The sequence below is a fragment of the Pseudonocardia broussonetiae genome, assembly GCF_013155125.1.
Classification (GTDB): Bacteria; Actinomycetota; Actinomycetes; order Mycobacteriales; family Pseudonocardiaceae; genus Pseudonocardia; species Pseudonocardia broussonetiae.
Window position 1 is genome coordinate 6,529,572 of sequence record NZ_CP053564.1, and the last position, 15,269, is coordinate 6,544,840.

Annotated in this window: 11 protein-coding genes; 4 read left to right on the forward strand and 7 right to left on the reverse strand. The window is 75.0% G+C overall.

The features are described 5' to 3' along the window. Window position 1 precedes the first annotated feature (1 nt). From HOP40_RS31630 to HOP40_RS31640, 3 genes are read right to left on the reverse strand one after another with little or no spacing between them, the layout of a single operon-like run. Entirely contained in the window at window positions 2-1,960 is a 1,959-nt protein-coding gene (locus HOP40_RS31630; RefSeq protein WP_172166316.1) for an AMP-binding protein, read from the reverse strand. A 17-nt stretch (window positions 1,961-1,977) separates the two neighbouring features. Beyond that, window positions 1,978-3,576 (reverse strand): acyl-CoA carboxylase subunit beta, encoded by a 1,599-nt coding sequence (locus HOP40_RS31635; RefSeq protein WP_240157387.1) that lies wholly within the window; start codon window positions 3,574-3,576, stop codon window positions 1,978-1,980. Then, a complete protein-coding gene (locus tag HOP40_RS31640) occupies window positions 3,573-4,712 on the reverse strand; it encodes an acyl-CoA dehydrogenase family protein (RefSeq protein WP_172166319.1) in 1,140 nt (379 codons plus the stop codon). The genes HOP40_RS31635 and HOP40_RS31640 overlap by 4 nt, the downstream gene beginning before the upstream one ends. 156 nt (window positions 4,713-4,868) lie before the next feature. On the opposite strand from HOP40_RS31640, the gene HOP40_RS31645 reads away from it, so the two are divergent. Beyond that, a complete protein-coding gene (locus tag HOP40_RS31645) occupies window positions 4,869-5,468 on the forward strand; it encodes a TetR/AcrR family transcriptional regulator (protein WP_172166322.1) in 600 nt (199 codons plus the stop codon). Window positions 5,469-5,549: 81 nt separating this feature from the next. Here HOP40_RS31645 and HOP40_RS31650 read toward each other — a convergent pair whose 3' ends face one another. From HOP40_RS31650 to HOP40_RS31660, 3 genes are read right to left on the reverse strand one after another with little or no spacing between them, the layout of a single operon-like run. Further along, window positions 5,550-8,366 (reverse strand): bifunctional acetate--CoA ligase family protein/GNAT family N-acetyltransferase, encoded by a 2,817-nt coding sequence (locus tag HOP40_RS31650; RefSeq protein ID WP_172166325.1) that lies wholly within the window; start codon window positions 8,364-8,366, stop codon window positions 5,550-5,552. A 52-nt stretch (window positions 8,367-8,418) separates the two neighbouring features. Continuing rightward, window positions 8,419-9,588 (reverse strand): acetoin utilization protein AcuC, encoded by a 1,170-nt coding sequence (locus HOP40_RS31655; RefSeq protein ID WP_172166328.1) that lies wholly within the window; start codon window positions 9,586-9,588, stop codon window positions 8,419-8,421. A 40-nt stretch (window positions 9,589-9,628) separates the two neighbouring features. Then, window positions 9,629-10,522: a sulfurtransferase gene (locus HOP40_RS31660; protein WP_172166331.1), complete on the reverse strand. Its 894-nt coding sequence runs from the start codon at window positions 10,520-10,522 to the stop codon at window positions 9,629-9,631. An 84-nt stretch (window positions 10,523-10,606) separates the two neighbouring features. On the opposite strand from HOP40_RS31660, the gene HOP40_RS31665 reads away from it, so the two are divergent. Both HOP40_RS31665 and galE read left to right on the forward strand, forming a co-directional pair. Further along, on the forward strand, window positions 10,607-11,314 hold the full coding sequence (locus HOP40_RS31665; protein ID WP_172166336.1) for an iron-dependent transcriptional repressor DtxR: 708 nt from the start codon (window positions 10,607-10,609) through the stop codon (window positions 11,312-11,314). A gap of 135 nt (window positions 11,315-11,449) precedes the next feature. Next, window positions 11,450-12,412, forward strand: coding sequence for a UDP-glucose 4-epimerase GalE (gene galE / locus HOP40_RS31670; protein ID WP_172166339.1), 963 nt, complete (start codon window positions 11,450-11,452; stop codon window positions 12,410-12,412). A gap of 23 nt (window positions 12,413-12,435) precedes the next feature. Here the strand turns inward: galE and HOP40_RS31675 are convergent, their stop codons facing one another. Then, complete coding sequence (locus tag HOP40_RS31675; protein WP_172166342.1) at window positions 12,436-13,656, reverse strand: DUF4192 domain-containing protein; 1,221 nt, start codon at window positions 13,654-13,656, stop codon at window positions 12,436-12,438. A 188-nt stretch (window positions 13,657-13,844) separates the two neighbouring features. Between HOP40_RS31675 and sthA the strand changes: the two genes are divergently transcribed. Beyond that, a complete protein-coding gene (gene sthA, locus HOP40_RS31680; RefSeq protein WP_275691320.1) occupies window positions 13,845-15,269 on the forward strand; it encodes a Si-specific NAD(P)(+) transhydrogenase in 1,425 nt (474 codons plus the stop codon).

The following is a 15,269-nucleotide window of genomic DNA, read 5'->3' on the forward strand; positions in this document are numbered from 1 at the left end:
CTCACGCGCGCACCTCCGTCGCACCGACCACCCGGGCCACCGCCTCCAGCGCGGCCGGGTCGTCCATCGCCGACGTGTCGCCGGTGGGCCCGCCGTGCACCACCACGTCGCGCAGCAGCCTGCGCATCGTCTTCCCCGTGCGCGTCTTGGGCATCGCCGGGGTGACGAAGATCCGGTCGAGCCGCGCGTAGCCGCCCATCTCCCCCACGACCCGCGCGCGGATCTGCTCGGGAGCCTCGTCCCCCGCGCCCTCGCGCAGCGTCACGAACGCGATCGGGACCGTGCCCTTCGTGTCGTCCGGGACGCCGACGACGGCGGCCTCCACCACGTCGGGGTGCGCCGTCACGACCGCCTCGATCTCCATCGTCGAGATGCGGTGCGCGGCCACGTTGATGACGTCGTCGGCGCGGCCGAGCACCCACAGGTGCCCGTCGTGGTCGAGGACGGCCTCGTCGTTGGTGGCGTACTTGCCGGGGAACCGGGAGAAGTAGGTGCTCAGGTACCGCTCGTGGTCGTCCCAGACGGTGCGGGCGAGGGTCGGGAACGGGCTGGTCAGCACCAGGTTGCCCTTGACGCCCGGCGCGACCGGCGCGCCGTCGTCGTCGAGGATCTCGAACGCGTGCCCCGGCACGGGCGTGCCCACCGAGCCCGCCTTGAGGTCCTCGGCGCCGTACACCGGGTAGGTCCAGGTCGAGCCGGTCTCGGTCTGCCCGTAGGCGTTGACGACGGGCACGCCGAGCGTGTCGGTGGCCCAGCCGAAGGTGTCGCCGTCGAGCGGCTCGCCCTGCACCGTGACGAGCTTGAGCCCGGGCAGCGGGTGCGCGGCCGCGAGGTCGTCGCCGAACTTGCGCAGCATCCGGACCAGCGTCGGCGCGCACAGCACCTTGGTCACGGCGTGCCGCTCGCAGATCTCGTAGAACCGGGCCGTGGTCGGCGTGTCCAGCGCGCCCTCGAAGCAGGCGATCGTCATGCCGCAGGCCAGCCCGCCGACGACGGCCTGGATCGGGAACGTCAGCCAGCCGACGTCGGCCGCCACCCAGTAGACGTCGCCCGGCTCGTACCCGACCTGCCAGTGCGCGTTGGCCCAGGTGCCGAGCAGGAACCCGCCGACGCTGTGCACCACGCCCTTCGGCTTCGACTCCGTGCCCGAGGTGAAGATCAGGAACGAGGGCTCGTTGGGGTCGAGCGGGACCGCCGGGGTGCCCGCGGCGCCGGACTCGAGCACGTCGGCGTAGGCGTGCTCACCCTCGCCCAGCGGCACGGCCTCGCCGGTGCGGTCGACGACGACCGTCGCCCGGACCGACGGCGTCCGCGTGCGGGCGGCGCGCAGCGTCTCCAGCAGCGGCACCGGCTTGGTGCGCCGGTAGATCGCGTCGGCGACGACCACGACGGTGGCCCGCGCCGCCTGCAGCCGCGACGCGACCGCCTCCTCCCCGAACCCGGAGAACAGCACGGTGTAGATCGCGCCGATCCGGTTGCAGGCGTGGATCGTCGTGAACGCCTCGACCAGGTTGGGCATGTAGATCGCGACGACGTCGCCCTTGCGCACGCCCAGCCCCAGCAGCCCGGCCGCGAGCCGGGTGACCTCGCCGGCCAGCTCCGCGTAGGTGACCGTGCGGGTGTCGCCGGGCTCGCCCTCCCAGACCACGGCGGCGCGGTCTGCCGTCGCGGGGTCCTCGGCCCAGCGGTCGACGCAGTTGTCGGCCACGTTGAGCCGCCCGCCCTCGAAGTAGCGGAAGTCGTCGATCTCCCCGGTGCGGACCGTGGTCCAGGGCGTCGACCAGCGCTGCTGGCGCGCCACCCACTCCCAGTAGGCGTCCGGCCCGTCCAGGGCGCGGGCGGCGGCGAGCTGCTCGACCCGCTCGGGCACCGTCCACTCCGCACGGAGCGGGACGATCGGGGAGTCGAGCAGGTGCGTGAGGCTGTCTGCGCCGGTGCTGTCTGCGCTGTTCTGGGACATCGTCGTCGTCCTCCGGGTCACACGGGGCTGATGGGGTGGTGGCGGCGGCCGGTCGAGCGCGTCCAGCGGTCGGCGTCGACCATCCGCGCGACGAGCTCGGCGCGCAGGCGCGCGGGCTCCACGACGGCGTCGACGACCAGTTCCGACGCCATGCGGAGCAGGTTGATGTCGGCCTGCTGCTCGGCGGTGCGGGCGGCGACGAACGCGGCGCGCTCGTCGTCGTCCCCGATCGCGGCGATCTTGTTGGCGTACACGGCGTTCACCGACGCCTGCGCGCCCATCGGGCCGATCGTCGCCGTGGGCAGCGCGAGGGTCGCGCGGGGCTCGAAGCCCGGCGCGCACATCGCGTAGAAGCCGGCGGCGTAGGCCTTGCGCAGCACCACCGAGTACTTGGGCACCTCGGCGCTCGCCATCGCCGTGATCATCTTCGCGCCGTGGCGGATGATCCCCGCGCGCTCCACCTCGACGCCGACCATGAAGCCGGGGACGTCCTGGAGGAACACCAGCGGCACGTTGAACGCGTCGCACAGGCTCATGAAGCGCGTCGCCTTGTCGGCGGAGTCGACGAAGATCGCGCCGCTGCGGACCATCGGCTGGTTGGCCACGATCCCGACCACCCGGCCGTCGAGGCGGGCGAGGCCGGTCACCATCTCCTGCGCCCAGCGCGCCTTGATCTCGAAGAACGTGCCGGCGTCGACGAGGCGGTCGACGACGTCGCGCACGTCGTAGGCGGTGTTCGGGTCGACGGGGACCAGGCCGTCCCAGTCGTCGCGCTCGGGCTCCCGGGACGTCGCGCGCGCCGGGGCGGAGCGGAAGTCGTCGGGCAGGTAGGACAGCAGCAGCCGCGCCGCGGCGATCGCCTGCCAGTCCTCGTCGAACACCTCGTCGCCGCAGCCGGAGACCTCGGCGTGCATCAGCGCGCCGCCCATCTCCTCCAGCGTCGTGCGCTCGCCGGTGACCTTCTCCGCGACCCGCGGGCTGGCCAGGTACATCGAGGCGTTGCCCTCGACCATCCCGACCCAGTCGCAGAACGCGGGCATGTACGCCCCGCCGGCCGCGCTCGGGCCGTGCAGGCAGCACAGCTGCGGCACCCGCCCGGACAGCTTCACCTGCAGCTGGAAGATCGCCGACGCGCCGCGGCGGCCGGGGAAGAAGCCCATCTGGTCGGTGAGCCGCCCGCCGGCGGAGTCGACGAGGTAGACCACCGGCAGCAGGTCGCGGTCGGCGCGTTCCAGGATGCGGATCTGCTTCTCGCAGGTCAGCTCGCCCCACGACCCGGCCTTGACGGTGAAGTCGTGCGCGATGACCGCCACCGGGCGGCCCTCGATGCGGCCGACGCCGGTGATGACGCCGTCGGCCGGGAGCGCCCCGTCGCGGGCGGCGGTGGCGAGCAGGCCGTCCTCGACGAAGGAGCCGGGGTCGACGAGCACCGCGATCCGGTCGCGGACCGGCAGCTTGTCGGGCCAGCGGGCGGGGTCGCCACCGGCGAGCGCGGTGGCGGTGGCGTCGACGACCTCGTCCACGCCCCTCTCGTCGGCACCGATCTCGCCCGCGGGCTCCACGGGGGCCGCGCGCACCCCCTCGGCCGCCGCCGCACCGTCGACGGTGCGGGTCACGACGCCATGCCGCGCGTCAGGATCTCCAGCTGGATCTCGTCGGTGCCGCCGCCGATGCGCAGGATCCGGGCGTCCCGGTAGTGCCGCGCGACCGGCGACTCCTCCACGAAGCCGGCGCCGCCGAAGAGCTGCACGGCGTCGTCGACGATGTGGTTGGCCGCGATCGCGGCGACGTACTTCGCCCGCGCCACCGACCTCCCCGCCTCCGGGTGGCCGGCGTCGAGGCGGGCGGCGGCCTGGTACGTGACCAGCCGCGCCGACTCCAGCTCGATCTCCATCGTCGCGAGCTTGTGCCGGATCGTCTGCAGGTGCGTCAGCGGTGCGCCGAACGCCTCGCGCTCGCGGGTGTACTGCAGCGCCAGGTCCAGGCACTCCGCGGCGTGCCCGAGACCCATGCCGGCGAGCGCGATCCGCTCGAGCTGGAAGGCCTCCATGATCTGGTAGAAGCCGCGGTTCTCCTCCCCCAGCACGGCGTCGGCCGCGACGACGACGTCGTCGAGCACCACCTCGCGGGTGTCCGAGGAGTGCCACCCCATCTTGACCAGCGGCGTGCCCGTCGACACGCCCGGCGCGTCCGCCCCGACCAGGAACAGGGTGACGCCGCCGCGGCCCGCGTCGCCGGTGCGGGCGGCGACGACCAGCAGGTCGGCCAGCCCGGCGTTGGTGATGTACATCTTGCGGGCGTTGAGCACCCACCCGTCGTCGGTGCGGCGGGCGGTGCTGGTGACGCCGGCGACGTCGGACCCGGTGCCCGGCTCGGTGACCGCGATCGACGCGACCGCCTCCCCCGAGGCCAGCGGGCCGAGCCAGCGCTCCTGCTGGGCCGCCGTGCCGTGCCGGACCACGTGCGGTGCCGCCATGTACGCGCTGACCAGCGCCGTCACCGCGATGCCGCCGCTGGCCCGGGCGAGCTCCTCGGCGAGCAGCGCGACGGTGACGCTGTCGCCGCCCCCGCCGCCGTGCTCCTCGGGCGTCACGAGCCCGAGCAGCCCGGCCGCGCCCAGGCGCTTCCACAGCTCGTCGGGGAACGTGCCCGCGGACTCCGCGGCGCCGACGAGCGGGCGCACCTCCCGGTCGACGAACGTGCGGCAGGTGTCGCGGAACGCGTCGTGCTCGGCGTCGAGCTCCCAGTTCATGCGGTCCCTCTCTGTTGTCCGACCACCCGGCGTTGTTCGACCACTCGAATGTTCGACCGCCCGGTCGGTCGAACCCAGTAGAGTGGGCTCCGCCACCCCTGTCAACCGGGGGTCCGTCCGCTCCACGACGACGAGCACCGGGATACCGTCACCGCGATGCCGCCCACCTCCGCCCGCGCCGACGCCCAGCGCGCCCGCGTCCTCGCGGCGTCCGTCGAGATCTTCGGGACGCGCGGGTACCGGGCCACCTCGATGAACGAGATCGCCGCGGGCGTGGGGCTGTCGAAGCCGACGCTCTACCACTACTTCCGCAACAAGGAGGAGCTCCTCGTCCGGATCTACTCCGACGTGCTCGACGAGAGCCTGCGGATGGCGCAGGAGACCGTCGACGCCGCGGCCACCCCGTTCGACGGGCTGCACGACCTGCTCGTCTCGCGCGTGGTCCACACCTGCGAGAACCGGGAGCTGCTCAAGATCTGCTTCGAGGAGGAGGACGAGCTGCGGCCCGACCTCTCCGAGGAGCTGATCGTGCGCCGGCGCCTGTTCGAGGACGTGGCCGTCTCGGCGCTGCGGCGACACCTCGACGAGCACCCCGAGGTGCGGCTGGCGATGGCGCCGAAGGTGTTCGTCAACATGTGCCTGGGCGCGGTGAACTGGACCTACAAGTGGTACCGCCCCACCGGCCCCCGCACCGCCGCGGAGCTGGGGCGGGAGATGGCGGACGCCCTGCTCGCGGTGCTGGTGCCGCCGGCCTGAGCGGACCCGCCCCGCTCAGCCCGGGCGGCGGCCCGCGCACCCCGGCGGCGGGGCCCGCTCACCCCAGCCGGCGGGAGCCGCTCAGCCCAGCCGGCGGGGGCCGCCGTCGTTGCGGGTGGGGGCGGGGCCCAGCACGACCCGGGCGCCGGTGACGAACACGCCCTGCGCCGAGGCCAGCACCGGGTCGAGCGCGAGCGAGCGCACCTCCGGCAGCTCCTCGGCGATCTTGCCGACGCGCAGCACGATCTGCTCCAGCGCGTCGAGGTCGGTGGGCTCGCTGCCGCGGTAGCCGGCGAGCAGCGGGGCCGCGCGCGGGCCGCGGACCAGCGCGGCGGCGTCCTGGTCGGAGACCGGCACCACCCGGAACGCGCGGTCGCCGAGCAGCTCGGTGGCCACGCCGGACAGCCCGAACGACAGCAGCGACCCGAACGACGGGTCCTCGACGACCTCCAGCACGCACGACAGGCCCTTGGGTGCCATCCGCTGGACGTAGACCTCCTCGTCGTCGGTGAGCGCGACGAGGTCCTCGACCGCCCGGCGGACTCCGGGGGCGGTGCCGATGTCCAGGCGCACGCCGACGAGGTCGGTGCGGTGGCGCCAGCGGTCGCCGACGGCCTTGATCGCCACCGGGTAGCCCAGCTCGTCGGCCGCGGCCGCCGCGGCGTCGGCACCCCGGACGCGGCGGAAGGCCGTCATCGGGATGCCGAAGCAGTCGAGCAGCGCCACGGCGGACTCGTCGTCGAGCTGGCCCTCGGGCAGCGTCGCGACCAGCGCACGTGCGCGGTCGAGGTCGATGCCCGCGGGGGTGACGAACTCCCCCACCGGGCGCGAGCGCCAGCGGGAGTAGCGCGAGACGCGGGCCAGCGCCGCCACCGCCCGCTCCGGGCTGGGGAAGCTCGGCACCGAGCCCGGCCCGGGCGAGCCGTCGGGCCCGGGCAGCGCCAGCTCGGCGGGCACGCCCTCGACGGCGAGGAACACCGCGACCACCGGCTTGCCCGACCCGGCCACGGCCTCGCGCAGCGCGCGGGCGTACTCGGCGCCGGGGATGGCGAGCGGGGGGACGAACACCGCGACCAGCGCGTCGCACTCGTCGCTCTGCACCGCCGCCGACACCGCCGCGGCGAACTGCTCGGGCGACGCCGCCGTGCCGACGTCGACGGCCGGACCGGCCGGGTCGAGCCCGGAGTCGAGCAGGCCGTCGGTGACCAGCAGGCCCAGCGCCGTGGAGTTGCCGACGACCGCGGTCCGCGGCCCCTCGGGCAGCGGCTGGTAGGCCAGCAGCAGCGCGGTGTCGAACAGCTCCGAGAGCGTCTCGACCCGGATCACGCCCGCCTGCTCGAACAGCACCTTCACGCTGGCGTCGTCGATCGGCGTGGACACCTCGGCGTGCGCCGGGATCGGCGCGGAGTGCCGCCCGCTCTTGACCGCCACGATCGGCTTCGTGCGGGCCAGGCGCCGCGCGAGCCGGCCGAACTTGCGCGGGTTGCCGAACGTCTCCAGGTACAGCAGCACGACGTCGGTGGCCGGGTCGGTCTGCCAGTACTGCAGCAGGTCGTTGCCCGAGAGGTCGGCGCGGTTGCCCGCCGACACGAACGTCGACAGCCCCAGCCCGCGGCCCCGCGCCGCCGCGAGGATCGCGATGCCCAGTGCCCCGGACTGCGAGAAGAACCCGACCCGCCCGCGCCCGGGCAGCGTCGGCGCCAGGGTGGCGTTGAGGCGGACCTCGGGGTCGGTGTTGGCGACGCCGAGCGCGTTGGGCCCGATCACGCGCATGCCGTGCGCGCGGGCCTCCTCGACGAGGCGGCGCTGCGCCCCCGACCCGTCGGCGCCGGAGTCGGCGAACCCGGAGCTGACGACGACGAGCGCCTTCACGCCCTTGGCCAGGCAGGAGTCCATGACCTCGTCGACGCCCGCGGCGGGGACGGCGACGACGGCGAGGTCGACGTCGTCGGGGATGTCGGTGACCGAGGGGTAGGCGCGCACGCCGCGCACCGACCGCGCCTCGGAGTTGACCGGGTAGACCGGGCCGGTGAAGTTGCCGCGCAGCAGGTTGGCGAACACCTCGTGGCCGATCTTGGACGGGTCGGTGGACGCCCCGATCACCGCGACCGACGTCGGGTGCAGCGCGTTGTGCACGCTGCGGGCCTCGGCGCGCTGCTCGCGGGAGTCGCGCACCGCGAGCGACTTCTCCGTGGGGTCGATGTCGAACTCCAGGTGCAGCACGCCGTCGGCGAACTCCCGGCTCACCTGGTAGCCCGCCTGCCGGAACACCCGCACCATCGCGTGGTTCTCGACGAGCACCTCGGCCTCGAACCGGCGCAGCCCGTTCTCCCGCGCCGCCGCGGCGAGGTGCTCGAGCAGGATCGAGCCGAGTCCGCGGCCCTGGTGGGTGTCGCGGGCGACGAAGGCGACCTCGGCCGAGTCGATCGCCGCCGTGCCCGCGGTGCCGCCCGGGCCGCCGTCGCCCGGCAGCCCCTCGTAGCGGCCGACGGCGATGATCTCGTCGCCGAGCAGGCAGATGAACGCCACCCGGGAGCGGTGGTCGACGACGGTGAAGCGCTCCAGGTCGCGCGGGGGGATGCGCGGGTAGGGGCCGAAGAACCGCAGGTAGCGGGTGCGCTCGGACAGGCTCTCGTGGAACCGCAGCAGCGCCTCGCCGTCGGAGGGCAGGATCGGGCGCAGGTGCACGATGCCGCCGTCGGAGGCCACGACGTCGGCCTCCCAGCGGCGGGGGTAGCCGGGGCCGGCGGCGGGTGGGTCGGTCGGCGGAGGGGCGGGCGGGGTGCCGTCCGCCGTCCCGGCCGCGCCGTTCGCAGGGGCCGACCCGTCGGCCGGGCTGTTCGCGCCGGCCGTGCTGTCTCCGGCCCTGCCGCGGTCGGCTTCCGGGGAGCGGGTCATCGCGGGTCCTGTCCGGTCGGTCGCGGGAGAACGGGGCGTCCCTGCGACTGTCTCAGTCGCGGGGGTCGTCGGGGTCGAGGCCGTGCAGCGGGAAGACCGCGCGGCGGGTCTCCAGGATCGCGGTGTCCACCCGCTCCGCGACGTCACCCCACGGGACGAACGAGGGGTCCTTCCCGTCGGTCATCGACGTGGGAAGCGGCTCCCGGGTCAGGCCCGCGGTGTGCGCGACCCAGTCGGCCGGCAGCGGCCGGGCCGGGTCGACGTCCCGGTCCAGCACCGTCGCCAGCAGGTGCGTCCAGGATCGGGGCACCACCCGGAACAGCGAGTACCCCCCGCCCCCGAGCACCAACCACTTGCCGCCCGCGGTGCGCTCGGCCAGGTCGCGCAGCGAGCGGTAGATCGCCCGCTGCCCGTCGATGGAGAGCTCCAGGTTGGCCAGCGGGTCGTCGGAGTGGGTGTCGGCGCCGCACTCGGTGACCAGCACCTGCGGCCGGAACGACTCCAGCAGCGAGGGCACGACGGCGTGGAAGGCGCGCAGCCACCCGGCGTCGCCGGTGCCGGGGGGCAGCGGCACGTTCACCGCGTAGCCCGCGCCGTCGCCCTTGCCGTACTCCCCCGGCCAGCCGGTGCCCGGCCACAGCGTGAGCGGGTGCTGGTGCATCGAGACCGTCATGACGCGCGGGTCGTCGTAGAACGCGGCCTGCACGCCGTCGCCGTGGTGGACGTCGACGTCGACGTAGGCGATCCGCTCGTAGCCCTGCTCCAGCAGCCACGCGATCGCGACCGAGCAGTCGTTGTAGACGCAGAACCCCGCGGCGCGGTCGGCCATCGCGTGGTGCAGCCCGCCCGCGAGGTTGACCGCGCGGTCGGCGCGGTCCTCGGCGATCTCGCGCGCCGCGAGCAGCGAGCCGCCCGCGATGAGCGCGCTCGCCTCGTGCATGTCGAGGAAGATCGGGTTGTCGTCGGTGCCGAGCCCGTGGCCGACGCCGAAGGGCTCGTGCGGGGCGCTGCGGACCGCCGTGAGGTAGGACGGCACGTGGACCCGCAGCAGGTCCTCGTCGCTCGCCTGCTCCGGGGCCAGTACCTCGACGCCGTCGAGCACGCCCAGCCCGGCGGCCAGGCGCATCGTGAGGTCGAGGCGCACGGGGTTGAGCGGGTGGTCGTCGGAGAGCTGGTAGCTCAGGAACTCCGGCGTCCAGACCACCGAGGTGCGGGGACTCATGACCGCGACCGTAGGCGATCGGGGGTGGTCTGCGGCACCCTCACGCCTCCCCCGTCGCCACGGGCCGCCCGAGCGCGCACCAGTTCGACCACGACCCGACGTAGAGCGCGAGCGGGTCGTCGGCCGGCCGCACCCCGGCGTGCTCGGCCGCGAGCACCAGCGCCGCCGCGGTGACGCCCGAGCCGCAGTACGCCGCGGCCGGGGCGCCGTCGCGGACGCCCAGGGCCCTCAGCCGCTCCGCGAGCACCTCCGGCGCCGGCCAGGACCCGTCGGGCCCGAGCAGCTCGGCGGCGGGGAGGTTGACCGCGCCGGGGACGTGGCCCGCCACCGGGTCGAGCGGCTCGGTCTCCCCGCGGAAGCGCGGCCCCGACCGGGCGTCGAGCAGGGCGCCGCCCGCGTCGACCACGCCCGCGGCGCCGTCGGCGTCGAGCACCGGGACCGCCCCGGGCTCCACGACGACGTCCCCGGCGACCGGCGGCGTCGGCTCGCCGGTGACGGGCAGCCCGGCCGCGGTCCACGCCGCCCAGCCGCCGTCGAGCACCTGCACCCGCTCCGCGGGCAGCCCGGCCCAGCGCAGCAGCCACCAGGCGCGCCCGGCCATCGTGGCGTCGCCGTGGTCGAGGACCACGACGTGCGAGGAGCCGCGCACGCCGGCCGCGCGCAGCACGTCCTGCAGGCGCCCGGGCTCGGGCAGCGGGTGGCGCCCCTCCGGCCCCGGCGGGGACGCCAGGTCGGTGTCGAGGTCGAGGTACACCGAGCCGGGGACGTGCGAGGCGGCGTACTCCTCGCGCCCGGGCGGGCCGCCGGGACCGGCCACCGGCGGGCGCCGGACGTCGATCACGACCGGTCGCGCGGCGTCGGTGGCATCCTCGAGGAGGGCGGCCAGCTCGGCGGGACGGATCAGCGGGCTCGTTGCTGCAGGCACGGGGCCCATCCTGCCCGCCGGGCGGTCCGGGATGCGGGACGGCCACGGAGGCGTTGCCCGGATAGGATGGCGGACGACGAAGGGGCCGAGTGCGTGAACGAGCTCATCGATACCACCGAGATGTACCTCCGCACCATCTACGAGCTGGAGGAGGAAGGCGTCGTGCCCCTGCGGGCGCGGATCGCCGAGCGGCTGGGCCAGAGCGGCCCGACCGTGAGCCAGACCGTGGCGCGCATGGAGCGCGACGGGCTGGTGGTGGTGGCGGGTGACCGCCACCTGGAGCTCACCGACGCGGGCCGTTCGCGGGCCGTGGCCGTGATGCGCAAGCACCGCCTTGCCGAGCGCCTGCTCACCGACGTGATCGGCCTGGAGTGGGAGCTGGTGCACGCCGAGGCCTGCCGCTGGGAGCACGTGATGAGCGACGCCGTGGAGCGCAAGCTCGTGGCGCTGCTCGACAACCCCACGATCTCGCCCTACGGCAACCCGATCCCGGGGCTCGACGAGCTGGCGCAGCACCAGTCGGCGCCGGGCGGGCCGCCCACCCTCGAGGTGGGGCTGCAGCGGCTCGACGAGTTCGCGCGGCGCGGGGGCGGCACGGTCGAGGTGCGCCGGATCGCCGAGCACGTGCAGATGGACGCCACGCTGATGGCCGAGCTGAAGGGCTCGGGGATCGTGCCCGGGCACGACGTCGAGGTGCACTCCATCTCCCGCTTCGGCGACGCCGTGCCGGTGACGTCGGAGGGCGAGGGCTCGTCCGTGGCGCCCCTCATCGCGCACGCCGTGCTGGTGCGGGCCCGCTAGGAGCTGCCGCACGGGCGCCGGAGCCTGCCGCACGGGCGCCGGAGCCCGGTGCGCGGGCACCGGGATCTGGTGCACGGGCGCCGGGGGCGGCGTGGGACGGTGTGGCCGCCCCCCAGCCGTTCCAGGAGGAGTCCCGTGAAGCTGCTCGTCACCGGTGGCGCCGGATACATCGGCAGCGTGTGCTCGGCGCACCTGGTCGAGCACGGCCACGACGTGACCGTGCTCGACGACCTGTCGACCGGGCACCGCGACGCCGTGCCCGACGGCGCCGCGTTCGTGGAGGGTGACGTCGGCGAGGCCGCGGGCGACGTGCTCGCCACGGGCTTCGACGGGGTCCTGCACTTCGCGGCGCGCTCGCTCGTCGGCGAGTCCGTCGAGCGGCCCGAGCGGTACTGGTCGGGCAACGTCGTGGCGTCGCTGCGGCTGCTCGAGGCCGTGCGGGCCCACGGCACGCCCCGCCTGGTGTTCTCCTCCACGGCCGCCACGTACGGCGAGCCGGAGCAGGTGCCGATCCGCGAGGACGCGCCGGCCCGCCCGACCAACCCCTACGGCGCGAGCAAGCTGGCCATCGACCACGCCATCACCTCCTACGCCCACGCCCACGGGCTGGCCGCGGTGAGCCTGCGGTACTTCAACGTGGGCGGCGCGCACGGGCGCTTCGGCGAGCGGCACGGCACCGAGACCCACCTCATCCCGATCGTGCTGCAGGTGGCGGCCGGGCAGCGCGAGTCGGTGCAGGTGTTCGGCGACGACTGGCCCACCCCGGACGGCACCTGCATCCGCGACTACGTGCACGTCGACGACCTCGCCGCGGCCCACCTGCTCGCGCTCGACCACGCGGAGCCGGGCAGCCACGCGATCTACAACCTGGGCAGCGGCACCGGCTTCTCGGTGCGCGAGGTGATCGAGGCCTGCCGCGAGGTGACCGGGCACCCGATCCCGGCCGTCACCGCGCCGCGGCGAGGCGGCGACCCGGCCGTGCTCGTGGCCTCCAGCGAGGCGATGAGCGCCGCCACGGGCTGGCAGCGCGCGCACACCGGCGTGCACTCCATCGTGGCCGACGCCTGGCGCTTCGCCCAGGAGCACGGCTCCGCCTGACCGGCCCGCGCCCGACAGCCCGCTCACCGCTCCCCCGCCCCGCCGCCGAGCAGGCACTCGCGGATCTGCGCCGGCCGCAGCGGCACGGCCGCGGCCGAGCGCAGCAGCCGCGTGAGCCGGTGGCCGGGCCAGCTCCGCTCGGCGCGGTCGAGCGCCACGTTGGCCAGGGCGCCGTCGCCGCGCAGCAGCGCGACGGCGGCCAGCAGCGCCGCGGGCTCGGCCGCCTCGGGGTCGGGCAGCTCCCGGCACAGGGCGGCCCACAGCGTCTCGGCGCCGGGCAGGCCCGGGCCCCCGCCCGCGCGCCCGGCCGTGGCCCCGCCCCCTGCCGCCACCCCGCCCGCACGGCGACCGGACGGAGGCCGCGGTCCGGGGCCCGTGCCGGATCGCGCTGCCGGGCCGGAAGCCTCCGCGCACCGCACGAGCACGGCGTCGCGCACCGTCGGGCGGGCCAGGGCGGCCGCGAGCGCCAGTGCGCGCCGGTCGTCGATCACGCAGCGGCCCGCGGCCGCATCGGCGAGCGCCGCGTCGACCACCGCCCGGTGCGCCGCGTCGGTGCCGGCGTGGAGGCCGGTGTCGGCCCACGCGGGGTCGGCACAGCTGGTGCCGGCACAGCCGGGGTCGGCACAGCCGGGGTCGGCCGAACCGGAATCCACACAGCCGGGGTCGGTACCGCCGGGGTCGGCGGCGGCGATCAGCAGCCGCTCCCGCCGCCGGATCCGGACGAGGTCGACCGGCTCCACGAGCTGTTCGAGCTCCTCGCGGTCGGCCCGCACGACCGCCCCGGCCAGCACGGCGGCCGCGGCCAGCTCGGTGCCGCCCGGCTCGGGCAGCACCCCGGTGCAGGCGCACGCCCCGTAGCAGCCCCAGCGGGCCCCGCCGCCGGTGTGCTCGGCCCACACGGCCGTGTGCACGGCGACGTCGCGCTCGTGCAGCGCGTCGACCGCCGCGTCGACGACGTCGGTGCGCTCCCGCGCCCGCGCCCCGACGACGATCACCGCCGCGCCGACGGGCGAGTCGGAGCCGAGCGCGTCGACGGCGTGCGCGACGACGTCGTGGACCTGGGGCGGAGGGGGCAGGTCGACCCGCAGCGTCAACCCGACGCGGCGGCCCGACGGCCCGCCGGTGGCCACCAGCACCAGCGACTCGCGTGGCCGGAAGCCGAGCACGACGGGCACAGCGGCGACGAGGTCGGCCGGTCGGCCCAGGCGCAGGAGGGTGGGTGCGGGGTCCGCGACGGAGGTCATGGCGCCAGCGTGCGGCGGGGACGGTCCCCCGACCAGGACATGATCGACATCCTGTGGACGGACGGGTCCCGCGGGCCGTCGGAGGGCCGTTCCGGGGGCGCCTGTGGACGGGACCGCGGGAAATGTCGTCGTGCACTGTTAACCTCCCCCGGTTTGCCCGCAGGGCCCCCGCCCGTGACGCTGGGCGCGTGACCGAGGAGACCCCCGTGTACGACTACGACCTGATGGTGATCGGCTCCGGCCCGGGTGGTCAGAAGGCCGCGATCGCCGCCGCCAAGCTGGGCAAGCGGGTGTGCGTCGCCGAGCGGCGGCACATGATGGGCGGTGTCTGCGTCAACACGGGCACCATCCCGTCCAAGACGCTGCGCGAGGCCGTCCTGTACCTGACCGGGTTCGCGCAGCGCGACATGTACGGCGCGAGCTACCGCGTGAAGTCCGAGATCACGATCGCCGACCTGCTCGCGCGCACCGCGCACGTCGTCGGGCGCGAGGTCGAGGTGATCCGCAACCAACTGCTGCGCAACCACATCGACCTGCTCGGCGGCACCGCCCGGTTCGTCGACGCGCACACCGTCACCGTCGAGGGCGAGGCCCGCGGCGACCACAACACGGTCACCGCCGAGAACATCGTGATCGCCACCGGCACGCGGCCGGCGCGGCCCCCGGAGGTCGAGTTCGACGACGACCACGTCATGGACTCCGACGGCGTGCTGAACATGAAGCGCGTCCCCGGGTCGATGGTGGTCGTCGGCGCCGGCGTCATCGGCATCGAGTACGCCTCGATGTTCGCCGCGCTCGGCACCCGCGTCACGGTCGTCGAGAAGCGCCCGCAGATGCTGGAGTTCTGCGACCCCGAGGTCGTCGAGTCGCTCAAGTTCCACCTGCGCGACCAGGCCGTCACCTTCCGCTTCGGCGAGGAGGTCGAGAAGGTGGAGATCACCGCGAAGGGCACGGTCACGAGCTTGGCCAGCGGCAAGCGGATCGCCGCCGACATGGTGATGTACTCCGCGGGCCGCCAGGGCGTCACCGACGAGCTCGACCTCCCCGCCGCCGGCCTGGAGGCCGACAAGCGCGGGCGGATCAGCGTCGACGGGCAGTACCGCACCTCGGTGCCGCACATCTTCGCCGTCGGCGACGTCATCGGCTTCCCCGCGCTGGCCGCCACGAGCATGGACCAGGGCCGCCTCGCGGCGTACCACGCGTTCGGCGAGCCGGCCCGCGAGCTGCAGGAGCTGCAGCCCATCGGCATCTACACGGTGCCCGAGATCTCCTACTGCGGGAAGACCGAGGCCGAGCTGACGTCGTCGTCGGTGCCCTACGAGGTGGGGATGTCGCGCTACCGCGAGCTCGCCCGCGGCGCCATCGTCGGCGACTCCTACGGGATGCTCAAGCTGCTCGTCTCCACCGAGGACGGGAAGCTCCTGGGCGTGCACGTCTTCGGGACCAACGCCACCGACCTGGTGCACATCGGCCAGGCGATCATGGGCTGCGGCGGCACCGTCGACTACCTCGTCGACACCGTCCTCAACTACCCGACGCTGTCGGAGGCCTACAAGGTCGCGGCGCTCGACGTCACCAACAAGATCCGCGCGCTGGAGGCGTTCGGCGGCTGA

What these genes read in the sequence shown, in the direction of transcription:
- HOP40_RS31630 (WP_172166316.1), bottom strand. Translation starts at nt 1,960, where the DNA reads ATGTCCCAGAACAGCGCAGACAGCACCGGCGCAGACAGCCTCACGCAC.
- HOP40_RS31640 (WP_172166319.1), bottom strand. Translation starts at nt 4,712, where the DNA reads ATGAACTGGGAGCTCGACGCCGAGCACGACGCGTTCCGCGACACCTGC.
- HOP40_RS31645 (WP_172166322.1), top strand. Translation starts at nt 4,869, where the DNA reads ATGCCGCCCACCTCCGCCCGCGCCGACGCCCAGCGCGCCCGCGTCCTC.
- HOP40_RS31650 (WP_172166325.1), bottom strand. Translation starts at nt 8,366, where the DNA reads ATGACCCGCTCCCCGGAAGCCGACCGCGGCAGGGCCGGAGACAGCACG.
- HOP40_RS31655 (WP_172166328.1), bottom strand. Translation starts at nt 9,588, where the DNA reads ATGAGTCCCCGCACCTCGGTGGTCTGGACGCCGGAGTTCCTGAGCTAC.
- HOP40_RS31660 (WP_172166331.1), bottom strand. Translation starts at nt 10,522, where the DNA reads ATGGGCCCCGTGCCTGCAGCAACGAGCCCGCTGATCCGTCCCGCCGAG.
- HOP40_RS31675 (WP_172166342.1), bottom strand. Translation starts at nt 13,656, where the DNA reads ATGACCTCCGTCGCGGACCCCGCACCCACCCTCCTGCGCCTGGGCCGA.